The sequence below is a fragment of the Burkholderiales bacterium genome, assembly GCA_015075645.1.
GTDB lineage: Bacteria > Pseudomonadota > Gammaproteobacteria > Burkholderiales > Casimicrobiaceae > VBCG01.
In genome coordinates, this window is sequence record JABTUF010000007.1 from 381,477 (window position 1) to 402,136 (window position 20,660).

The 20,660-nt window shown below is 69.9% G+C and carries 22 protein-coding genes, 1 tRNA gene and 1 pseudogene; all 24 read right to left on the reverse strand.

Features of this window, described 5'->3' with window-relative positions:
• Positions 1–8: 8 nt before the first annotated feature.
• The 24 genes and pseudogenes from nuoK to HS109_19820 all read right to left on the reverse strand — a co-directional run bounded on the left by nuoK (position 9) and on the right by HS109_19820 (position 20,210).
• Complete coding sequence (gene nuoK / locus HS109_19705; protein ID MBE7524573.1) at positions 9–320, reverse strand: NADH-quinone oxidoreductase subunit NuoK; 312 nt, start codon at positions 318–320, stop codon at positions 9–11.
• 58 nt (positions 321–378) lie between these two features.
• On the reverse strand, positions 379–978 hold the full coding sequence (locus HS109_19710) for an NADH-quinone oxidoreductase subunit J (protein ID MBE7524574.1): 600 nt from the start codon (positions 976–978) through the stop codon (positions 379–381).
• A gap of 316 nt (positions 979–1,294) precedes the next feature.
• A complete protein-coding gene (nuoI, locus tag HS109_19715; GenBank protein MBE7524575.1) occupies positions 1,295–1,786 on the reverse strand; it encodes an NADH-quinone oxidoreductase subunit NuoI in 492 nt (163 codons plus the stop codon).
• 5 nt (positions 1,787–1,791) lie between these two features.
• Complete coding sequence (nuoH, locus tag HS109_19720; protein ID MBE7524576.1) at positions 1,792–2,844, reverse strand: NADH-quinone oxidoreductase subunit NuoH; 1,053 nt, start codon at positions 2,842–2,844, stop codon at positions 1,792–1,794.
• Between the two features lie 10 nt (positions 2,845–2,854).
• Positions 2,855–5,185, reverse strand: coding sequence for an NADH-quinone oxidoreductase subunit G (locus HS109_19725; protein ID MBE7524577.1), 2,331 nt, complete (start codon positions 5,183–5,185; stop codon positions 2,855–2,857).
• Positions 5,186–5,208: 23 nt separating this feature from the next.
• On the reverse strand, positions 5,209–6,513 hold the full coding sequence (gene nuoF, locus HS109_19730) for an NADH-quinone oxidoreductase subunit NuoF (GenBank protein ID MBE7524578.1): 1,305 nt from the start codon (positions 6,511–6,513) through the stop codon (positions 5,209–5,211).
• On the reverse strand, positions 6,510–7,037 hold the full coding sequence (gene nuoE, locus HS109_19735) for an NADH-quinone oxidoreductase subunit NuoE (GenBank protein ID MBE7524579.1): 528 nt from the start codon (positions 7,035–7,037) through the stop codon (positions 6,510–6,512). Before nuoE ends, nuoF begins: the two co-directional genes overlap by 4 nt.
• Complete coding sequence (locus HS109_19740; GenBank protein ID MBE7524580.1) at positions 7,034–8,287, reverse strand: NADH-quinone oxidoreductase subunit D; 1,254 nt, start codon at positions 8,285–8,287, stop codon at positions 7,034–7,036. Before HS109_19740 ends, nuoE begins: the two co-directional genes overlap by 4 nt.
• Positions 8,288–8,290: 3 nt before the next feature.
• Positions 8,291–8,938: an NADH-quinone oxidoreductase subunit C gene (locus tag HS109_19745; GenBank protein MBE7524581.1), complete on the reverse strand. Its 648-nt coding sequence runs from the start codon at positions 8,936–8,938 to the stop codon at positions 8,291–8,293.
• Entirely contained in the window at positions 8,938–9,414 is a 477-nt protein-coding gene (locus tag HS109_19750) for an NADH-quinone oxidoreductase subunit B (protein MBE7524582.1), read from the reverse strand. Before HS109_19750 ends, HS109_19745 begins: the two co-directional genes overlap by 1 nt.
• 18 nt (positions 9,415–9,432) lie before the next feature.
• A complete protein-coding gene (locus HS109_19755; protein MBE7524583.1) occupies positions 9,433–9,789 on the reverse strand; it encodes an NADH-quinone oxidoreductase subunit A in 357 nt (118 codons plus the stop codon).
• A gap of 88 nt (positions 9,790–9,877) precedes the next feature.
• Positions 9,878–9,962, reverse strand: a tRNA-Leu gene (locus tag HS109_19760).
• A 45-nt stretch (positions 9,963–10,007) separates the two neighbouring features.
• Positions 10,008–10,475: a preprotein translocase subunit SecG gene (secG, locus tag HS109_19765; protein MBE7524584.1), complete on the reverse strand. Its 468-nt coding sequence runs from the start codon at positions 10,473–10,475 to the stop codon at positions 10,008–10,010.
• A 30-nt stretch (positions 10,476–10,505) separates the two neighbouring features.
• On the reverse strand, positions 10,506–11,237 hold the full coding sequence (locus HS109_19770; GenBank protein ID MBE7524585.1) for a triose-phosphate isomerase: 732 nt from the start codon (positions 11,235–11,237) through the stop codon (positions 10,506–10,508).
• Between the two features lie 142 nt (positions 11,238–11,379).
• The gene (locus HS109_19775) at positions 11,380–12,867 is read right to left on the reverse strand and encodes a tripartite tricarboxylate transporter permease (GenBank protein ID MBE7524586.1); all 1,488 of its coding nucleotides are present in this window, start codon (positions 12,865–12,867) and stop codon (positions 11,380–11,382) included.
• A gap of 9 nt (positions 12,868–12,876) precedes the next feature.
• On the reverse strand, positions 12,877–13,350 hold the full coding sequence (locus HS109_19780) for a tripartite tricarboxylate transporter TctB family protein (GenBank protein MBE7524587.1): 474 nt from the start codon (positions 13,348–13,350) through the stop codon (positions 12,877–12,879).
• Between the two features lie 85 nt (positions 13,351–13,435).
• Positions 13,436–14,395, reverse strand: a complete 960-nt coding sequence (locus HS109_19785) for a tripartite tricarboxylate transporter substrate binding protein (GenBank protein MBE7524588.1) — start codon at positions 14,393–14,395, stop codon at positions 13,436–13,438.
• Between the two features lie 133 nt (positions 14,396–14,528).
• A complete protein-coding gene (locus HS109_19790; GenBank protein ID MBE7524589.1) occupies positions 14,529–15,392 on the reverse strand; it encodes an N-formylglutamate amidohydrolase in 864 nt (287 codons plus the stop codon).
• Positions 15,389–16,402 (reverse strand): ABC transporter ATP-binding protein, encoded by a 1,014-nt coding sequence (locus HS109_19795; protein ID MBE7524590.1) that lies wholly within the window; start codon positions 16,400–16,402, stop codon positions 15,389–15,391. The genes HS109_19790 and HS109_19795 overlap by 4 nt, the downstream gene beginning before the upstream one ends.
• Entirely contained in the window at positions 16,393–17,379 is a 987-nt protein-coding gene (locus tag HS109_19800) for an ABC transporter ATP-binding protein (GenBank protein ID MBE7524591.1), read from the reverse strand. The genes HS109_19795 and HS109_19800 overlap by 10 nt, the downstream gene beginning before the upstream one ends.
• Before the next feature lie 5 nt (positions 17,380–17,384).
• Positions 17,385–18,296 carry an ABC transporter permease gene (locus HS109_19805; GenBank protein MBE7524592.1) on the reverse strand — a complete coding sequence of 304 codons (912 nt, stop codon included), beginning with the start codon at positions 18,294–18,296 and terminating at the stop codon, positions 17,385–17,387.
• A complete protein-coding gene (locus HS109_19810; protein ID MBE7524593.1) occupies positions 18,293–19,270 on the reverse strand; it encodes an ABC transporter permease in 978 nt (325 codons plus the stop codon). Before HS109_19810 ends, HS109_19805 begins: the two co-directional genes overlap by 4 nt.
• A 77-nt stretch (positions 19,271–19,347) precedes the next feature.
• Positions 19,348–19,935 carry a hypothetical protein gene (locus HS109_19815; protein ID MBE7524594.1) on the reverse strand — a complete coding sequence of 196 codons (588 nt, stop codon included), beginning with the start codon at positions 19,933–19,935 and terminating at the stop codon, positions 19,348–19,350.
• A 59-nt stretch (positions 19,936–19,994) separates the two neighbouring features.
• A pseudogene (locus tag HS109_19820) lies at positions 19,995–20,210 on the reverse strand (ATP-binding cassette domain-containing protein).
• Positions 20,211–20,660: the final 450 nt, after the last annotated feature.

Sequence of the window (20,660 nt, forward strand, 5' to 3'; positions counted from 1 at the left end):
GCGCGGGCCTATCCCTTGAGCTTGCCCAGGTCGTCGACGTCGATCGAGCCCACGTTGCGGAACAGGAGCACGAGGATCGCGAGGCCGATCGCCGACTCGGCCGCGGCGACGGTCAGGATGAAGAACACGAACACCTGGCCCGCCATGTCGCCGAGGTGGCTCGAGAACGCGACGAAGTTCAGGTTGACGGCGAGCAGCATCAGCTCGATCGCCATCAGCAGGATCAGCACGTTCTTGCGGTTGAGGAAGATGCCCGCGACGCTGATCGCGAACAGCATCGCGCCCAGCACGAGGTAGTGCGTCAGCGTCGGCGCGGTCAGGAACGACAGCACGGCCTCTCCCCCTTTTCCCCGATCCGTTGCGCGCGGGCGTCCGCGCTCACGGGCCCTCGCGCCGCTCGGACGCCATCGTGACCAGCCGCACGCGGTCCTCGCGGCGCACCTTCACCTGCTCGGCCGGATCCTGCCGCTTCGTCTCGCGGCGCCGGCGCCAGGTCAGCGCGATCGCCGCGACGATCGCCACCAGCAGCAGCACGGCCGCCAGTTCGAACGCGAACACGTAGTCGACGTAGATCAGGCGGCCCAGCGCCGCCGTGTTGCTGCCCGGCGGGATCGGCGCGCCCGACGGCGCCGCCGGCGTCCCCGACAGGATCACCAGCACCATCTCGAGCAGCACCAGGGCGCCGACGACCGTGCCGAGCGGCAGGTAGCTGCGGAAGTGCCGCCGCAGCTCGTCGAAGTTGACGTCGAGCATCATGACGACGAACAGGAACAGCACCATCACCGCGCCCACGTAGACCAGCACCAGCACGATCGCCAGGAACTCCGCCCCGAGCAGGAGCCAGATCGCGGCCGCGGTGAAGAACGAGCAGACGAGCCACAGCGCCGCGTGCACCGGGTTGCGCACGGTGATGACCCGCAGCGCCGCGAACACGAGGATCGCGGAGAACAGGTAGAAGACGGCGGTCTGGAACGTCATGGCTCGATTCGGGAAGCGAGAAGGGGGAAGGGGGAAGGGGGAAGGGAAAGCCGGGAAGAGGGAAGGGGGAAGGGGGAAGGGTGCGGCGTGGCCGAGCGCAGCCGGCGTGTCGAAAGCGGGTGATCGCAAGAGCCGGACATGTCGATGAGCGCGCCGCCGCATCGCACGGGCAGCACCCTTCCCCCTTCTCCCTTCTCCCTTCCCGTTTCGCCCTTCCCTCGTCCCTCTTCTCCGTTTTTCCTTCCCGGCTTCACAACGCCATGCACGCGTCGCCGCGTCTCACCCGTCCCCCTTCCCTCTTCCCCCTTCCCCGGATTCATCGGTAGCGCGCATCCTCGGCGCGATCCGCCGCGATCTGCGCTTCGAGGCGGTCGCCCACGGCGAGGAGCATCTCCTTCGTGTAATAGAGGTCGCCGCGCTTCTCGCCGTGGTATTCGAGCACGCGCGTCTCGACGATCGAGTCGACCGGGCAGCTCTCCTCGCAGAAGCCGCAGAAGATGCACTTGGTGAGGTCGATGTCGTAGCGGGTCGTGCGCCGGGTGCCGTCGGCGCGCTGCTCCGACTCGATGGTGATCGCGAGCGCCGGGCAGACCGCCTCGCACAGCTTGCAGGCGATGCAGCGCTCCTCGCCGTTCGGGTAGCGGCGCAGCGCGTGCAGGCCGCGGAAGCGCGGGCTCTGCGGCGTCTTCTCCTCCGGGAACTGCACGGTGACCTTGCGCGCGAACAGGTGGCGCCCGGTCAGGAACAGGCCCTGCCCGAGTTCGACGAGGAACCAGGTCTGGAAGAGGTCGCGGAAGCGGCGGAACATGGCGGTCAGTGGAACAGCGGCGCGTAGCGGGTCTGCATCATCGTGCCGATGAACACGATCCACACGAGGGTCAGCGGGATGAACACCTTCCAGCCGAGCCGCATGATCTGGTCGTAGCGGTAGCGCGGGAACGTCGCGCGCACCCACAGGAAGATCAGCAGGATGAAGCTCGCCTTGGCGCCGAGCCACAGGAGGCCGTCGCCGAACGGCGCGAATCCGGCGATGCGGACCTCGTTCAGGAGCGGAAACGGCGACAGCCAGCCGCCGAGGAACAGCGTCGAGGCGAGCACGGCGATCAGGATCATGCTCATGTACTCGGCCAGGAAGAACACCGCGAAGGCGACGCCCGAGTACTCGACGTGGAAGCCGGCCACGATCTCGCTCTCGCCCTCGGCCATGTCGAACGGATGGCGGTTGGTCTCGGCGATGCCGGAGACGACGTAGACGACGAACATCGGCAGGAGCGGCCACACGTACCAGTAGGCGGCGCCGCCCTCCTGCCCCGCGACGATCTCGCGGAAGTTGAGGCTGTTCGCGCACATCAGCACCGCGACGAGCGCGAAGCCCATGGCGAGTTCGTAGCTCACGATCTGCGCGGCCGAGCGCAACGCGCCGAGGAACGCGTACTTCGAGTTCGAGGCCCAGCCCGCGAGGATGATCCCGTAGACGCCCATCGACGTCATCGCGAGCACGTAGAGGAGCCCGGCGTTGACGTCCGCCACGACCAGCGTGTCGGTGAGCGGCACCACGGCCCAGGCGGCCACGGCGGGCCCGATCGCGAGCATCGGCGCGATGAAGAACAGGTAGCGGTTCGCCCCGGTCGGGACGACGATCTCCTTGAAGATCAGCTTGAACACGTCGGCGAACGGCTGCAGCAGCCCCAGCGGCCCGACGCGATTCGGCCCGATGCGCACCTGCATGTAGCCGATCACCTTGCGCTCGGCCAGCGTCAGGTACGCGACGCCGATGATGAGCGGCACCACCAGCGCGACGATCTTCGCGAGCGTCCACAGCGGGAGCCAGGCGGGCCCGAGGAAGTCGCGCACCGGAGCGATCAGGGCATCCACGTCAGATGCGCTCCATCTCGATCGATCCGGACAGGCCCTCGAGACCGCAGGTCGATGCGTGCGCGGCGGCGAGCCTCACGACGCCCGGCGGCACCGAGGCGTCGGCGACGGCGGCGACCACCGCCTCGCCCCGACCCTGGCGGATGCGCACCTGCGCGCCGTCGGCGATGCCGAGCTTGTCGAGCAGCGTGCGGTGCATGCGCGCGCGCGGGGGCTTCGCGTCGGCGGTCATCTGCAACGACTGCGCGCGGCGCACCAGCGGGTCGGCGAAATAGATCGGGACATCCGCGATGCGCTCGAGCGCAGCGGGCTGCACGGCGGGCGCCGCGATCGCGGTGGACGTCGCGTTCGAGAGGCGTCTCGCGATGGCCTCGGCGGACGGCACGACCTCCGCGCGCACGTCCTCGATCGAATCGAACCCGAAGCCCGCGAGGCCGAGCGAGGTGCCGAGCACGCGCAGCACCTTCCAGGCCGGACGCGCCTCGCCGAACGGCTTCACGACGCCGTTGAACGACTGGACGCGACCCTCGCAGTTGACGAAGCTGCCCGCGGTCTCGGTGAACGGCGCGATCGGCAGCATCACGTCGGCGTAGCGCTCGCCGTGCGCGAACGGACTCATCACCACGACGAAGTCCGCCGCCTCGAGCGCGGCGCGCGCGGCGGGCGGATTCGCGCAGTCGAACTCCGGCTCGGCATGCAGCACGACGTACGCGCGCCGGGGCTCCGCGAACATGCGCCACGCGTCGAGCGAGCCCGCCTCCGGCTCGGCGCCGGCGAGCGAGGCGCCGACCGCGTTCGCCGCCTCGACCAGGGTGCCGAGCGTGGCGCCGACGCAGTCGGACAGCGCCTGGGCGAGCGCCCGGATCTGCGCGGCCTGCGGATGCTGGACCGCGGCGTTGCCGAGGAGGATCGCACGCTTCGTCCCGGACACGAGCGACTGGGCGATCGCATCGGCCGCGGCCGACGGTTCGACGCCCGCGAGCACAGCCGGGACCGGCTTGCCCGCGCGGCGCGCGGCCGCGACGACGATGCCGGCGAGTTCCGCGGGGAGGAGCGAAGGCGCCACGATCGCCTGGTGCGCGACGCTCATCAGCCAGTCGGCACCGACCGAATGGAGCGACGAGACCTGCGTGCCGCGCTTCGCCGCCTGGCGCAGACGCTGCGCGATCAGCGGGTGGTCCTTGCGCAGGAAGCTGCCGACGACGAGCACGCGATCGTTCGACGGGAGTTCGGCGATCGGCATGCCGAGCCAGGGGATCCCCGCGAGCGCGCGGTCGTCCGAGAAGTCGGCCTGGCGGAGCCGATGGTCGACGTTGCCGCTGCCGAGCCCGCGCATGAGCCGCGCGGCGAGCGCGAGTTCCTCGAAGGTCGCGTGCGGCGAGGCGACCAATCCGATCGACGGGCCGCCGTGCTTCGCGACCGCGTCCCCGAGGCCACGGACGACCGCGTCGAGCGCGGTGGCCCAATCGGTGTCGCGCCACTCGCCGTTCTCCTTGATCCGCGGCACGGCGAGGCGCTCGGGCGAGGACAACGCCTCGTAGCTGTAGCGGTCCTTGTCGGAGATCCAGCACTCGTTCACCGCCTCGTTGTCGAGCGGCAGCACGCGCATCACCCGGTCGCCCTTCACCTGGACCACGAGGTTCGACCCCAGGGAATCGTGCGGCGACACCGACTTGCGGCGCGCGAGCTCCCAGTTGCGCGCGGTGTAGCGGAACGGCTTGCTGGTGAGCGCGCCGACCGGGCAGAGGTCGATCACGTTGCCGGACAGTTCGGAATCCACCGTCTTGCCGACGAAGGTGACGATCTCGGAGTGCTCGCCCCGGCCCATCATGCCGAGTTCCATCACCCCGGCGATCTCCTGGCCGAAGCGGATGCAGCGCGTGCAGTGGATGCAGCGGGTCATTTCCTCGGCCGACACCAGCGGACCCAGGTTCTTGTGGAACACGACGCGCTTGGGTTCGCCGTAGCGCGACGCCGACTTGCCGTAGCCGACCGCGAGGTCCTGCAACTGGCACTCGCCGCCCTGGTCGCAGATCGGGCAATCGAGCGGGTGGTTGATGAGCAGGAACTCCATCACGCCCTTCTGGGCCGAGACGGCGAGTTCCGAATGGGTCTGGACCTTCATCCCCTCGGTCGCGGGCGTCGCGCAGGCCGGCAGCGGCTTCGGCGCCTTCTCGACCTGCACGAGGCACATCCGGCAGTTCGCCGCGATCGAGAGCTTCTTGTGCCAGCAGAAATGCGGCACGTAGACACCGAGCTTGACGGCCGCGTCCATGACGGTGCTGCCGTGCGGCACGGCGACCGGCTTGCCGTCGATCTCGAGGTTCAGCATCGCGGAGGGAGCGGCGGGCGTCATCACAGATAGGGCGGCACGAGACAGCACTTGTGGTCGATGTGGTGCTGGAACTCGGCGCGGAAGTGCCGGGTGAAACTCTTCACCGGCATCGCCGCCGCGTCGCCCAGCGCGCAGATCGTGCGGCCCATGATGTTGTCGGACACCGAGTTCAGCAGATCCAGGTCCTCCTGGCGGCCCTCGCCGTTCTCGATGCGCCGGACCACCCGCCACAGCCAGCCGGTGCCCTCGCGGCAGGGCGTGCACTGGCCGCAGGATTCCTCGAAGTAGAAGTACGAGAGGCGCATCAGGGACTTGACCATGCAGCGCGTCTCGTCCATCACGATCACGGCGCCCGAGCCCAGCATCGAGCCGGCCTTCGCGATCGCGTCGTAGTCCATCGTCGTCGCCATCATGACGTCGGCCGGCAGCACCGGCGCCGACGATCCGCCGGGGATGACCGCCTTGAGCCTGCGGCCGCCGCGCACCCCGCCCGCCATCGCGAGGAGGTCGGGGAACGGCGTGCCGAGCTTCACCTCGAAGTTGCCCGGACGCGCGACATCGCCGGACACCGAGAAGATCTTCGTGCCGCCGTTGTTCGGCTTGCCGAGGTTCAGGAACCACTCGCCGCCGTGGCGCAGGATCCACGGCACCGACGCGAAGGTCTCGGTGTTGTTGATCGTCGTCGGCTTGCCGTAGAGGCCGAAGCTCGCCGGGAACGGCGGCTTGAAGCGCGGCTGGCCCTTCTTGCCCTCGATCGACTCGAGCAGCGCCGTCTCCTCGCCGCAGATGTAGGCGCCGAAACCGTGGTGATTGAAGAGCTCGAACGAGAAGCCGCTGCCGAGAATGTCCTTGCCGAGGAAGCCGGCCGCGCGCGCCTCGTCGACCGCCTCCTCGCAGCGCTCGTAGACGTCCCAGATCTCGCCGTGGACGTAGTTGTAGCCGCGCGCGCAGCCCATCGCGTAGCCCGCGATGATCATGCCCTCGATCAGCGCGTGCGGGTTGTAGCGCAGGATGTCGCGGTCCTTGAACGTGCCCGGTTCGCCCTCGTCCGAATTGCAGACCACGTACTTGTCGCCGGCGAACTGCTGCGGCATGAAGCTCCACTTGAGGCCGGTCGGGAAGCCCGCGCCGCCGCGCCCGCGCAGCGCGCTCTTCTTCACCTCCGCGATCACGGTGGCGGGCGGCGTCTTCTCCGCGAGGATCTTCCGCAGCGCCTCGTAGCCGCCGCGCTTCACGTAGTCGTCGAGCCGCCAGTTGCGGCCGTCGAGTCCCGCCATCAGCACCGCGTCGGGGCCGTAGTCGAGGAACTCGCGCGGGGCGTTCATCGCTCGCCCTTCGTATCCGGCCGGCCCTCGCCGCGGGCGGCGGCGGCCGTGAGTTCGTCGACGAGCGCGTCGAGCTTCGCCCCGCTCATCCAGCTCTCCATCCGGTGGTCGTTGACGAGCATCACCGGCGCGTCGCCGCAGGCGCCCATGCACTCGCCCTCCTTCAGCGTGAAGCAGCCGTCGGGGGTCGTCTCGCCGAAGTCGACGCCGAGCTTCGCCTTCAGGTGCTCGGCCGCCGCCGTCGCGCCGGAGAGCGCGCAGGGCAGGTTGGTGCAGATCGTCAGCTTGAAACGGCCGGTCGGTTTCAGGTCGTACATCGTGTAGAACGTCGCGACCTCGTAGACCGCGATCGGCGGCATCCCGAGAATCGAGGCGATCTCGTCCATCGCCTCGTTCGACAGCCAGCCCCGCTCCCGCTGCGCGATCGCGAGCGCCGACATCACCGCCGACTGCTGCTGGCCGGCCGGGTACTTGGCGACCTCGCGGTCGATGCGCGCGCGCGACTCGTCGGACAGGGGCTTCATCGGTCGATCGACCCGAACACGACGTCCTGCGTGCCGATGATCGCGACGACGTCCGCGATCATGTGCCCGCGGGACATTTCGTCGAGCGCCGCGAGGTGGGCGTAGTCGGGCGCGCGCAGCTTGAGCCGGTAGGGCTTGTTCGCGCCGTCCGAGATCGCATAGACGCCGAACTCGCCCTTCGGATGCTCGATCGCGGCGTACACCTCGCCCGGCGGCACGTGAATGCCCTCGGTGAAGAGCTTGAAGTGGTGGATCAGGTCCTCCATGCCGGTCTTCATCGCCTCGCGCGACGGCGGAGCCACCTTGTGGTCGCCGGTGATGACCGGGCCGGGGTTCGCGCGGAGCCACTCGACGCACTGGGCCACGATCCGGTTCGACTGGCGCATCTCCTCGACCCGGACCAGGTAGCGGTCGTAGGTGTCGCCGTTCACGCCGACCGGGACGTCGAACGCCATCTTGTCGTAGACCTCGTAGGGTTGCTTCCTGCGGAGGTCCCAGGGAATGCCCGATCCGCGCAGCATCGCGCCGGAGAAGCCCAGCGCCATCGCGCGCTCCGGCGAGACCACCCCGATGCCGACGGTTCGCTGCTTCCAGATGCGGTTGTCGGTGAGGAGCGTCTCGTAGTCGTCCACGTATCCGGGGAACCGCTTCGTGAAGTCCTCGATGAAGTCGAGGAGCGAGCCCTGGCGGTTGGCGTTCATCTCGCAGAGCGCGCGGGCGTTGCGCGTGTGCTGCGCGCGGTACTGCGGCATCCGGTCCGGCAGGTCGCGGTAGACGCCTCCCGGCCGGTAGTAGGCGGCGTGCATCCGCGCGCCGGACACCGCTTCGTACATGTCGAACAGGTCCTCGCGCTCGCGGAAGCAGTAGAGGAACGTCGTCATGCCGCCGCAGTCGAGCGAGTGGCAGCCGAGCCACAGCAGGTGGTTCAGGATGCGCGTGATCTCGTCGAACATCACGCGGATGTACTGCGCGCGGATCGGCACCTCGATCCCGAGCAGGCGCTCGATCGCGAGGCAGTAGGCGTGCTCGTTGCACATCATCGACACGTAGTCCAGCCGGTCCATGTAGGGCAGCGACTGGATCCAGGTCTTGTGCTCGGCGAGCTTTTCGGTCGCGCGGTGCAAAAGGCCGATGTGCGGGTCGGCGCGCTCGATCACCTCGCCGTCGAGTTCGAGCACCAGGCGCAGCACGCCGTGGGCCGCCGGATGCTGCGGCCCGAAGTTCATCGTGTAGTTGCGGATCTCGGCCATCGCTCAGGCTTTGCCGGGCTCGTGGCCGGCGTAGTTGGGCTCGCGCACGATCCGCGGCGTGACCTCGCGCGGCTCGATGGTGACCGGCTGGTAGACGACGCGGCCCTGCTCCGGGTCGAAGCGCATCTCGACGTGGCCGGACAGCGGGAAGTCCTTGCGGAACGGATGGCCGACGAAGCCGTAGTCGGTGAGGATGCGGCGCAGGTCCGGGTGACCGGTGAACACGATGCCGTAGAGGTCGAACGCCTCGCGTTCGAACCAGTTCGCCGACGGCCACAGCTCGATCATCGACGGCAGCACCGGGAAGTCGTCGTCGGGCGCGAACGCGCGCACGCGGAGCCGCCGGTTGTTCGCGAGCGACAGCAGGTGGTAGACCGCCGCGAAGCGCGGGCCGTCGCGCCGCGCGTCGGCGATCGCCGAGTAGTCGACGCCGCACACGTCGACGAGGACCTCGAACCGGTGGGCCGGCGTGTCGCGCAGCGCGCGCATCGTCGCGACCAGGCGGTCGTGGCGGACGACGAGCGTGGTCTCGCCCAGCGCGTCGACGACCGAGACGATCGCCTCGCCGAACGCCGCGCGCCAGGGATCGACCGGGACGTCGGGCGCCGGCACGGCCGCGGCGGCGTCCGGGGAAGCGGGAGCGTCGGCCATCAGCGCGCGATCGTGTTGGTGCGCCAGATCTTGTTCTGGAGCTGCAGGATGCCGTAGAGCAGCGCCTCGGCGGTCGGCGGGCAGCCGGGCACGTAGATGTCGACCGGCACGATGCGGTCGCAGCCGCGCACGACCGAGTACGAATAGTGGTAGTAGCCGCCGCCGTTCGCGCAGGAGCCCATCGAGATCACCCAGCGCGGCTCGGGCATCTGCTCGTAGACCTTGCGCAGCGCCGGCGCCATCTTGTTGCAGAGCGTGCCGGCGACGAGCATCACGTCGGACTGGCGCGGCGACGGCCGGAACACGACGCCGAAGCGGTCGAGGTCGTAGCGCGCCGCGCCCGCGTGCATCATCTCGACCGCGCAGCACGCGAGCCCGAAGGTCATCGGCCACATCGAGCCGTTGCGGGCCCAGTTGATCACGCTGTCGAGCGTGGTCGTGACGAAGCCCTTCTCGAGGACGCCTTCGATCGCCATCGCGCTAGCCCGTCCGCCTCAGTCCCATTCGAGTGCGCCCTTCTTCCACTCGTAGATGAAGCCGACCACGAGGATCGCGAGGAAGACCATCATCGCGGCGTACCCGAAGAAGCCGAGTTCCGGCAGCACCACCGCCCAGGGGAAGAGGAACGCGATCTCGAGGTCGAACAGGATGAACAGGATCGCGACCAGGTAGAAGCGCACGTCGAACTTCATGCGCGCGTCCTCGAAGGCCTCGAAGCCGCACTCGTAGGGCGAGAGCTTCTTCGCGTCGGGCTTGTTCGGCGACAGGACGCTGCCCACCGTGAGGAGCACCGCGCCGAGCACGATGCCGACGGCGATGAACATCAGGACCGGAAAGTAGTTCTCGAGCATGCCGACCTCAGGCGCCGGAAATGCCGCCGGCGCTCATCCGTTGCCCGGCGTCACGCCGGAAATCACCTCGCTACACCGCCATTCCATCTGGTGCCGACGGGGAGACTCGAACTCCCACGGCTTTCGCCACTGCCCCCTCAAGACAGCGTGTCTACCAATTTCACCACGTCGGCGCGTTCATCGCTGTTCGCGCCCCGGACCGGCCGGGACGCGCAATGCTATTTCGGGACCTCCCCCGCCTTCGAACCGGGCGCTGCGGGCGCGGACGGAGCCGCGGATCCGGCTGGCGCCGCGGCCCCCGAAGCTGCGGCGGAACCGGCCGCAGGTGTCGTGCTTCCCGCCGGCGGCGTCGCCGCACCGGGCGCCGGGGAGCCCGTGGGCGCACCGGTCGCCGGCGCACCCTTGTCGAGCACGCTGCGCTCCATCAGGCTGCCGCCGCGCTGGCTGTGCGAGGCCACGTACCAGGTGAGTCCGATGCTGGTCAGGAAGAACACCGCGGCCAGGACCGCCGTGGTGTGCGACAGGAAGTTCGCGGAGCCCGACGCGCCGAACAGGCTGCCGGACGACCCGCTGCCGAACGCGGCACCCATGTCCGCACCCTTGCCGTGCTGCAGCAGCACGAATCCGCAGATCGCGACCGCCACGCCGACGTGGACCATCAGCAGGAAGCCTTCGAGGAAATCCATCGTTCGTTCCGTCCGTTCTCCGCGACCGCGTCACGATCCCGCGATCGCCAGCAATTCGTTCGCGTCCAGCGACGCGCCACCCACCAGCCCGCCGTCCACGTCCGGCATCGCGAAGAGCGATGCCGCGTTGGAGGCCTTCACGCTCCCGCCGTAGAGCACCGGCACGTCCTTCGAGCCCGCCGCGGCGAGTTGCGCCCGCAACGCCGCGTGCACCTGCTGGGCCTCTTCCGGGCTCGCCGTGCGCCCGGTGCCGATCGCCCAGACCGGCTCGTAGGCCACGACGACGCGGCCGACCTCCGTTCCCACGGCGCGGACCACCGCGCCCAGCTGCCTTTCCACCACCGCGCCGGTCGCACCGGCATCGCGTTCCTCGAGCGTCTCGCCGACGCACACGATCGGCGTGACGCCCGCCGCCAGGGCCGCGCGGGCCTTGGCGCCGACCTCCTCGTCCCGCTCGCCGTGGTAGCGGCGCCGTTCCGAGTGGCCGACGATCGCGTAGCGCGCCCCGAACTCCGCGAGCATCGCGCCCGACACCTCGCCGGTGTACGCTCCCGACGCGTGCTGGCTCACGTCCTGCGCCCCGTAGCCCACCGAGCTGCCCGCGAGCGCCTCGCGCGCCTGCGCGAGATACGGAAACGGCACGCACACCGCCAGGGTGCGCCCGCCGTCCGCCCGGAATCCCCGCAACGTTGCGTACCGCACGGCGTTCTCTTCGAGTCCGCCGTGCATCTTCCAGTTGCCGACGGTCAGCGTGCCGCGCATCGTCCCGGATCGTCCCGCGCACCGCGCCCGGTCGGCCCGGCACGACGTCGCGCCGAACCGGCCGCGAACACGGCCAGCAAATCATCGGGATTATACCGCGCTGCCGCAAACCCCGCCAACGTCGGGGGTTCGCCGCGCCGGATCAGGCGCCGGCGGCGGTCCGCAGCCGCCGGATGATCGGCGGCAGGAACCACGCCGCCAGCGTGAGGATGCCCAGCGTCGCGGCGATCGGCCGCTCGAAGAACGCGAGCAGGCTGCCGTCCGACTTGATCATCGAGGTGACGAAGTTCTCCTCGAGCATCTCCCCCAGCACCACGCCGAGGATCGCGGGGGCGATCGGGAAATCGTTCGCCTCGAGCACGTACGCGGCGATGCCCGCCACGAGCATCACGCCGACGTCGAACGGCGTGTTGTTGATCGCGAACGTGCCGACGATGCAGAAGAGCAGGATGACCGGCATCAGGATCTCGCGCGGCACCGACAGGATGCGTTTCGCCACCTTGATGCACAGGAGGCCCAGCGGGATCATGATCAGATTCGCGATGATGAACAGCAGGTAGACCGCGTAGATGTTCTGCGGGTTCTGCGTGAACAGCGTCGGCCCGGGGTTCATGTTCTTCATGTAGAGCACGCCGATCACGATCGCGGTGATGGAGTCACCCGGGATGCCGAACACGAGTGCCGGGATCCACGCCCCGGCCAGCGCGCTGTTGTTGGCCGCGCCGCTCTCGACGATGCCCTCGATGTGGCCGGTGCCGAACTTCTCCGGCTCCTTCGAGAACTTCTTGCTGATCCCGTAGCTCATCCAGGCGGCGATGTCGGCGCCCGCGCCCGGCAGCGCGCCGACGAGCGTTCCGAGCGTGCTGCCGCGCAGGACCTGCTTCGGATATTTCTTCGCGAGCGCCCACATTCCGGCGAGGACGTTCCCGAGCGGCTTGGTGTCGATGACGAGCTTCGGCCCGGTCTCGACCGCGTAGCGCAGGATCTCCGAGACCGCGAACATGCCGATCATCATCGGGATGAGCCCGATGCCGCCCATGAGTTCGGTACTGCCGAAGGTGAACCGCGGGAAGCCCGCCGGGTTGTCGAGGCCCACGGCCGCGACGAGGAGCCCGAGCAGCAGCGACACGATGCCCTTGAGCGGCCGCTCGGAAGTGATCACGATCGCGCACGAGAGGCCGAGGAGCACGAGCCAGAAGTACTCGAACGAGCTGAAGCGGAGCGCGAAGTCGGCGAGCGCCGGCGCGGACAGGATCAGCACCACGGTGCCGAACAGGCCGCCGATCGCGGAGAACACGAGTCCCGCGCCGAGCGCGAGTTCGGCCTGCCCCTTGCGGGTCATCGCGTAGGCTTCGTCGGTGTAGGCGGCCGACGCCGGGGTGCCGGGCATGCGCAGCAGGCAACCCGGCACGTCGCCCGAGAAGATCGCCATCGCGGTCGCGGTCACGATCGCGGCGATCGCCGTGATCGGCGGCATGAAGAACGTGACCGGCACCAGCAGCGCGGTCGCCATCGTCGCGGTGAGGCCGGGCACCGCGCCGACGAAGAGCCCGAACAGCGACGCGCCGAGCATCACGGCGATCGTCTGCAGGTTGAACACCATCCCGAACGCGGTGACGAGGGCGTCCATCGCGATGCCTCAGAACGCGAACTTCGTGAGCACGCCCCAGGGAAGCGGAACGCGCAGGAGCTTGTAGAACGCGAACCAGATCAGGAACGTCGCCACCGCCGCGACGATCGCCGCGCGCACCGGGCGCACGCCGAAGAGCTGGAACAGCGCGAACAGGATCAGGAAGCCGACGAGCAGGAATCCGAGCGCGTCGGACGCGACGATGTAGAAGACGACCGCCGCGATGACGGCGAGGAAGCCGACGACGTGCTGCCGCGACCGCGTCCAGTCGTCCGACGCGAACCACGGTTGCGACGAGCGGTGCCGCAGGCCGCTCACGATCAACAGGATCCCGCACACGGCGAGCCCCGCGGCCACGAGTCCCGGGTAGATCGCCGGACCGACCTGCTGGCCCGGGATCTTCGGGAACGACTGGACGTAGCTGACGATCGCGAGCCCCAGGAGCAGCAGGATCGCGCCGAAGACCGCGTCGTTGAACTTCATCGGGCGTGGCGCGCGGCCGGAGCCGGCCGCGCGGATCCGCGGGCCGCCGGCGCGGAGGCGCCGGCGAAGCCCCGGAACGCGGACATCACTTCACGATGCCCGCGGCCTTCATCACGACGCCCATGTCGGCGTCGCCCTTCGCCATGAACGAGGCGAACTCCGCGCCCGGCGCCCACTCCATGCCGTAGCCCTTGGAGGAGGCGAAGTCCTTGAACTCCTTGCTGTCCCAGATCTTCTTGATCGCGGCGATGAGCTTCTGCTGCACATCGGCGGGCAGCCCCTTCGGCGCCGCGATGCCGCGCCACGCGGACACGGTCCAGTTGCTGCCGGCCGCCACCTTCATCGTCGGCACGTTCGGGAACAGCGCGGACGGCTTCGAGTCCATCACCGCGAGCGGCTTCGCCTTGCCGGCGTCGATCAGCGCGCGCGCTTCCGGAAGCGAGCAGGTCACGATGTCGACGCCGCCGGCCGCGAGGTCCTGCATCGCGGGTGCCGCGCCGTTCGAGGGCACCCAGGGAATCGCCGACTGCGGGATCTTGGTGTCGTTCATGAGGCCGGCGAGCGCGAGGTGCCAGATGCCGCCCTGCCCGGTGCCCGAGGCCTTGAGCTTGCCCGGATTCGCCTTCGCGTAGTCCAGCACTTCCTTCACCGACTTGAACGGCGAGTTCGCGCCGACGGTGAAGCCGGCCGGGTCGGCGTTGACGAGCGCGAGCGGCGTGTACGAGGTCGGCGACAGGTCGGTGAGGCCCTGCCAGTGCATCATCGTGATCTCGACGGTGATCATCCCGATCGTGTAGCCGTCCGCGGGAGCGGTCGCGATCGCGCTGTGACCGACGACGCCGCTGCCGCCGGTGCGGTTGACGACGTTGACCGGCTGGCCGAGTTCCTTCTCGAGCCCCGCCGCGAAATAGCGCGCGGTCGTGTCGGTGCCGCCGCCCGCGCCCCAGGGGACGACGAAGGTGATCGGACGTTCGGGGTAGGCGGCGCTCGCGGCGCCGGCAGTGATGGCCAGCGTGAGCGCGACGGCGCGGATCAGGCACTTCATCGGGAATCCTCCAGGGGTGGGATGACGCCCGGCGGGCCGAGGACGCCACGGCGCGACGGGCAGGCGCGCCGACGGTAGCGCAAGGGGGCGTGTCCGGTCAAGCGGCCTGACCAATGCCGGTTCGCCCTTCCGTTCAGCCGTCGCGTCGGGCGAGCGACGCGCGCGCGTGGCCGACGATCGCCGCCGCGACGCGCGCGAGGTCGCGCTCGAGCCGCGCGTAGCCCGCGTTCGGTTCGAAGGTCGTCTCGTCCATGTAGAGCGTCCGCTTGAGTTCGATCTGCAGGCTGTGCCGGCCTTCCGCGGGGCGTCCGTGACGGCGCACGAGTTCCACGCCCTTGTAGGGATCGTTGATCGCGACCGAGTAGCCCATCGACGCGAACGCGTCGGCGCACAGGCGCGTGAACGCGCCCTCGCAGGTCGTCCCGTCGCGGTCGCCCAGCACGACGTCGGCACGCTCGCGTCCCGGATCGTCGGAAATGGCGTCGCCGACCGCCGGCATCGAGTGGCAGTTGACGTGCCAGACCGCGCCGAACGCGCGGTGACGCTCGTCGAGCGCGGCCTCGACCGCGTCGTGGTAGGGCCGCCAGCAGGTCGCGATCCGACGCTCGACTTCGTCGACGGTGAGCGATCGCGCGTACATCGGCACGCCGCCGTGGGCGAGCCGCCACACGAGACCGATGCCGAGTTCGGTCTTGCGCGTCGTCGCGACCGGACCCGGCCAGCGCACGTCCGGCGCGAACAGCGCGGGATCGACGTCCTCGAGACTGCGGTTGGGGTCGATCCACGCGCGCGGGAAGGTCGCCTCGACGAGGCTCGCGCCGTGCGCGAGCGCGCCGCGCCACAGCCGCGCCACGTGCGTGTCCTCGGCCTGCCGCACGATCGCGCGCGGCGCCGCGTGATCGAAGTCCGCCGGATAGTCCTCGCCCGAGTGCGGCGAATCGAGGACGACCGGCGCGAACGCGTCCCGGGGGTCGTGGCGCAGCACCGGCGGCGTCATGCGCTCCCCTCCTCGTTCAGCCAGCACGCGGAGCGCCGCCCGGGCGCGATCTCGGACAGCGGCGGCGCGGCCTCGCGACAGCGCGCCATCGCGTGCGGGCAGCGCGGGTGGAAATGGCAGCCCGACGGCGGATCGAGCGGCGACGGGATTTCGCCCTTCACGGGGACGAACGTGCGCTTCCGCGCCTCGACGCGGCCCGCTTCGGCGAGCAGCGCCTCGGTGTACGGGTGGTTCGGCGAAGCGAACAGTTCGGCCGTGGGCCCGCTCTCGACGACGCGGCCGAGGTACATGATCACGACACGCTCGCTCAGGTGCTGCACGACGCCGAGATCGTGGCTGATGAAGAGGTAGGTGAGCGAGAGCGAGCGAGCGAGGTCCATGAACAGGTTCAGCACCTGCGCCTGGATCGACACGTCGAGCGCGGCGACCGACTCGTCGCACACGAGAAATTCGGGCTTCACCGCGAGCGCGCGGGCGATGCCGATGCGCGCGCGCTGCCCGCCGGAGAACTGGTGCGGAAAGCGCCGCATCAGCGTCGGGTCGAGGCCGACGCGGTTCAGTTGGAGTCCGACGTACTCGACCTGCTGGCGCCGCGCGATGAGGCCGTGCGCGACCGGCGCCTCGCCGACGATGTCGACGATGCGCAGGCGCGGATTCAGCGACGCGTAGGGGTCCTGGAAGATCATCTGCATCCGGAGCTGCTGCTCGCGCGCCTCGGCAGGCGCGAGGCGGTCGATCGGCCGGCCGCGCCAGCGCCGCTCGCCCTCGGTCATCGGCAGGAGGCCCACCGCGAGCCGGCCGAGCGTCGACTTGCCGCAGCCCGACTCGCCGACGAGCCCGACCACCTCGCCCTCCGCGATCGCGAGGTCGACCCGATCGACCGCGTGCACGATCTCCTCGCGCAGGTTCGCGCCGGCGAGGTTCGCGATCCGCGCCGCGACGTCGAGTCGCTTCACGAAGCGCTTCGACACGCCGCGCAGTTCGACGAGCGGCTCGGCGGTCAGGTCCATGCGACGAGCGGATGGTGGCAGCGGACGCCGCGCTCGGGGTCGCCGGGCGCGAAGGTCATCGCGGGGGCGCCGGCGCAGGCGGCGTCCGCATGCGGACAGCGTTCCCGGAACGCGCAGCCCGGCGGCAGGTCGATGAGCGAAGGGGTCATGCCCGGGATCTGCTTCAGACGCGCGCCGCGCGCGTTGCGCGAAGGCACGCTGTCGAGGAGCCCCTGCGTGTACGGGTGCGCGGGACGGTCGAGCACCTGCGCCGTCGTGCCCTGCTCGACGATGCGTCCGGCGTACATCACGCAGACGCGGTCGGCGAGCCCGGCGATCACCGAGAGGTCGTGCGTGATCCAGACGAGCGCGGTGCCGGTCTCCCGGGCGAGTTTCTGCACCTCGTAGAGGATCTGGCCCTGGATCGTCACGTCCAGCGCGGTCGTCGGTTCGTCGGCGATGATGAGGTCGGGTGCGTTCAGGAGCGCGATCGCGATCGCCACCCGCTGCCGCATGCCGCCGGAGAACTGGTGCGGGTACGCCTTCAGGCGCTCGTCGGGCGACGGGATGCCGACACGCGCGAGCGCGTCGCGCGCGCGTTCGAGCGCGGCCGCCTCCCCGACGTCGTCGTGCGCGAGGATCGCCTCGGTCATCTGGCGGTCGATGCGCAGGACCGGGTTCAGCGTCATCATCGGGTCCTGGAAGATCATCGCGACGCGATTGCCGCGCAGCGCCCGCATCGACTCGGCGTCGAGCGTCGTCAATTCCCGTCCGTCGAGCCGCACCGAGCCCTCGACGACGCGTCCCGGCGGATCGACCAGTCCCATGATCGAGTAGCCGGTGATCGACTTGCCCGACCCCGACTCGCCGACGAGGCCCAGCACCTCGCCGCGCGCGAGCGTGAAGCTCACGTCGTCGACCGCCTTCACCACGCCCGCGCGGGTGAAGAAGTGCGTCCGCAGCCCCCGGACCTCCAGCACCGGCGCGTCGTCGCGCACCGGGCTCACTTCTGCAGCCTCGGGTTCAGCACGTCGCGGAGCTGGTCGGCGACCAGGTTGATCGCGACGATCGTCGCGAGCAGCGCGAGGCCGGGGAAGAAGCTGATCCAGTACTTGCCCGAGAGCAGGTACTGGTAGCCGTTGGCGATCAGGAGGCCGAGCGAAGGTTCGGTGATCGGCAAGCCCAGGCCGAGGAACGACAGCGTCGCCTCGAGCGCGATCGCGGCGGCCACCTGCACGGTCGCCACCACGATCAGCGGCGGCAGGCAGTTGGGCAGGAGGTGACGGAACACGATGCGCGCCGGCGGCAGCGCGAGGCAGCGCGCCGCCTCGATGTACTCGCGGCGCTTCTCGACCAGCGCCGCCGCGCGCACGGTGCGCGCGTAGTACGCCCACTGGACGGTGACCAATGCGGCGATCACCTTGCCGGTCCCCTGCCCCAGGACCGCGATCAGGATCAGCGCGATCAGGATCGCCGGAAACGAGAGCTGGATGTCGACGACGCGCATGACGATCGCCTCGAGGCGGCCGCCGAGGTACGCGGCGGAGAGTCCCGCCGCGAGCCCGATGGCGAGCGCGAGGAGCGTGCTCACGACGCCGACCGAGAGCGAGATCCGCAGGCCGTAGAAGATCGCCGAAAGCATGTCGCGCCCCTGGTCGTCGGTGCCGAGCCAGAAGGTCGCGCCGGTCGCGGAGGTCGCCCCCGGCGGCAGGCGGCTGTCGGTCACGTCGATCTGCGCGAGGTCGTAGGGGTTCTGCGGCGAGACCAGCGGCGCGAGGACCGCGAGGACCACGATCAGGCACAGCAGCGCGAAGCCGAAGGTCGCGACCGGGTTGGCGAAATAGTCGTCGACGAAGCGGCGGAACGGCGAGTTCGCCGCGTCCCGGGCCGTTGCCGCGGCGCGCGCCGTGCTCACGGCGTGCCGTCCGACAGGCGCACGCGCGGGTCGAGCGCCGAGTACAGGATGTCGACCGCGAGGTTGATGACGATGAACAGCGTGACGATCACGAGCAGGTAGGCCACGATGACCGGCCGGTCGAGCAGGTTGATCGAGTCGATCAGGAGCTTGCCCATGCCGGGCCACGCGAACACGCTCTCGGTGACGATCGCGAAGGCGATCAGCGCGCCGAACTGCAGGCCGATCACCGTGACGATCGGGATCAGGATGTTCCGCAGCACGTGCACGCCGATCACGCGCCGGTTCGACAGGCCCTTGGCGCGCGCGAACTTCACGTAGTCCTGCAGGAGCGCCTCGTGCGCGCCCGAGCGGGTGAGGCGGATCAGGAGCGCGACGTTGAAGAGCGCGAGGTTCGTCGCCGGCATCGCGAGATGCGCGAGGCCGTCGAGCGTGAGGAACGACAGCGGCACGCCGAGCACGTCGACGGTGGCGCCCCGCCCGTTCGACGGCAGCCAGCCCAGCATCACCGAGAACACCATGATCAGCATGAGCCCGACCCAGAACGTCGGCAGCGAGAAGCCGAGGATCGAGCCCGCCATGATCGCGCGCCCCGACGGCGCGTTCGGCTTGAGTCCGGCCCACAGCCCGAGCGGAATGCCGACGACGATCGCGATCAGCATCGCGCCGGCCGCGAGTTCGAGCGTCGCCGGCATCTTCTCGACGATGAGCCCCAGCGCCGGCGTCGAGTGCACGAACGAACGGCCGAGGTCGCCGGTCGCCGCGCCCTCGAGGAACACCAGGTACTGCTCCCACAGCGGCTTGTCGAGCCCGAGGGCTGCGATCGCCCGTTCGCGCTCGATCTGGTCGGCCTGCGGGTTGATCAGGATGTCGACCGGATTGCCGATCGCGTAGACGCCGACGAAGACGATGACCGACATCGCCAGCAGCACGACGACGCTCTGGAGGCTCCTGCGGATGACGAAGACGAGCACGGCGGCCGGGGCTCGAGGTCGGAAGAGGTCGGCCGTCGCGCAGCGTTCCGGAACCGGAGGTTCGCCGCGCGTCCCGCCTACTGCGGGATCGTGCCGGTCTCGCCTGCGCAGTGCGGCAGGTGCGCGTTCACGACGGCGTCGAGCGCGGCGTAGGTGCGGGCGTCGTCGTCGAGATCCTTCACGGCCTGGGCGCGGGCCGCGACTTCGGACAACGGCGCACCGGCGGAAGTCCACGCCTTCGCCGCGACGAGCGTTCCCCGCCGGTACTGGTAGTCGCCGCGCAACCGGCCGTCGGGGAACCACGACCGTTTCGGTCCGTCGAGCGCCCCGTTCGAGAACGATGCCTGGAGTTTCCATGGCGCGTCGCCGCCCGGCGGCGCGTTCGCGTACCACAGCGCCACCGTGCCGCTGACCACGCCCTCGTCGTAGGGAATCTGCGCGACGCGCACCCCGACCGGGGACCAGAACAGGAAGGAACTCGTGCGCTTGCCTAGGTTGAACGCGCCGATGGCACGAACGCGGCCGCCGGCGTTCGCGAGTTCGTAGATGCCGTGCGGCGATCCGTCGCGGCAGCCGCCGCGGACGACGAATTCCTGCGCGTGCCCGTACGATGCGGCAGCGCAGGCCGCGACGAGGACGATCAACCGCGCCGCTTCGCCCGCCATGCGGCCAGCTCGCCGACGATGCCGCGCCGGAACGCGAGCACGCAGACCACGAAGATCGCGCCGGTGATGTCGCGCCCGTTGCAGCGGATCGCGCCGCGCGTGGGCGTCAGGAAGTGCGTGAGCAGGTTGAAGCAGGTCGTCTTGCCGGCGCCGTTGGGGCCGATCAGCGCATGGATCGAACCCCGCCGCACGCGGAGATCGACGTCCTTCACGGCGACGAAACCCTTGAACTCCCTGGTCAGTCCGCGGGTTTCGAGGATGAAGTCGTCGGCCATCGTGGCTGCTGGCAGTTCGTCCGGCGGTCCGGGTGTTTCCCCGGGGGCCCGTCATTATCCGGGCCGGTCCTCCCGATGGCAATCGGCCCGCCGCCGGCCGGCAGGCCGGATGGCCGCCACCGGCCGACATGCCGTCGCGTCTCGGAGACCGACAAGGGAAATCCCGGGGCACCCGGCGCGGGCGAACGCTCGAGCACGAAGTCGCCCCGGAGGACTGTCATGGTCGCGCCGGAGCGACGATCGGGTGTCGCGTCGCCGCAGATCGCGCGGGCTCGACGCACGCGTTGCGCATGCTCGCTTCGGGTGCGAGTGCGCAACCGGCCGAAGCGCGTCCATCCGCGGACCGTCCCGCGATGGCGCCGCGCCGAATCATCGCCCACCATCCCCAGGCGGCGACGCAGCGCGGCGCGTGCCACGGACAAATCGCGCGCGACGCCGCGTCCGCGGAAC

Coding starts and splice junctions, on each gene's coding strand:
- HS109_19795 (MBE7524590.1), bottom strand. CDS start 16,402: ATGGACCTGACCGCCGAGCCGCTCGTCGAACTGCGCGGCGTGTCGAAG.
- HS109_19790 (MBE7524589.1), bottom strand. CDS start 15,392: ATGACGCCGCCGGTGCTGCGCCACGACCCCCGGGACGCGTTCGCGCCG.
- HS109_19815 (MBE7524594.1), bottom strand. CDS start 19,935: ATGGCGGGCGAAGCGGCGCGGTTGATCGTCCTCGTCGCGGCCTGCGCT.
- HS109_19770 (MBE7524585.1), bottom strand. CDS start 11,237: ATGCGCGGCACGCTGACCGTCGGCAACTGGAAGATGCACGGCGGACTC.
- HS109_19710 (MBE7524574.1), bottom strand. CDS start 978: ATGACGTTCCAGACCGCCGTCTTCTACCTGTTCTCCGCGATCCTCGTG.
- nuoF (MBE7524578.1), bottom strand. CDS start 6,513: ATGAACGCCCCGCGCGAGTTCCTCGACTACGGCCCCGACGCGGTGCTG.
- HS109_19740 (MBE7524580.1), bottom strand. CDS start 8,287: ATGGCCGAGATCCGCAACTACACGATGAACTTCGGGCCGCAGCATCCG.
- HS109_19755 (MBE7524583.1), bottom strand. CDS start 9,789: ATGCTCGAGAACTACTTTCCGGTCCTGATGTTCATCGCCGTCGGCATC.
- nuoE (MBE7524579.1), bottom strand. CDS start 7,037: ATGAAGCCCCTGTCCGACGAGTCGCGCGCGCGCATCGACCGCGAGGTC.
- secG (MBE7524584.1), bottom strand. CDS start 10,475: ATGGATTTCCTCGAAGGCTTCCTGCTGATGGTCCACGTCGGCGTGGCG.
- nuoI (MBE7524575.1), bottom strand. CDS start 1,786: ATGTTCCGCCGCTTCCGCGACCTCTTCCAGACCTGGTTCCTCGTCGAA.
- HS109_19745 (MBE7524581.1), bottom strand. CDS start 8,938: ATGGCCGACGCTCCCGCTTCCCCGGACGCCGCCGCGGCCGTGCCGGCG.
- HS109_19780 (MBE7524587.1), bottom strand. CDS start 13,350: ATGAAGTTCAACGACGCGGTCTTCGGCGCGATCCTGCTGCTCCTGGGG.
- HS109_19775 (MBE7524586.1), bottom strand. CDS start 12,867: ATGGACGCCCTCGTCACCGCGTTCGGGATGGTGTTCAACCTGCAGACG.
- HS109_19750 (MBE7524582.1), bottom strand. CDS start 9,414: ATGGCGATCGAAGGCGTCCTCGAGAAGGGCTTCGTCACGACCACGCTC.
- HS109_19725 (MBE7524577.1), bottom strand. CDS start 5,185: ATGCTGAACCTCGAGATCGACGGCAAGCCGGTCGCCGTGCCGCACGGC.
- HS109_19785 (MBE7524588.1), bottom strand. CDS start 14,395: ATGAAGTGCCTGATCCGCGCCGTCGCGCTCACGCTGGCCATCACTGCC.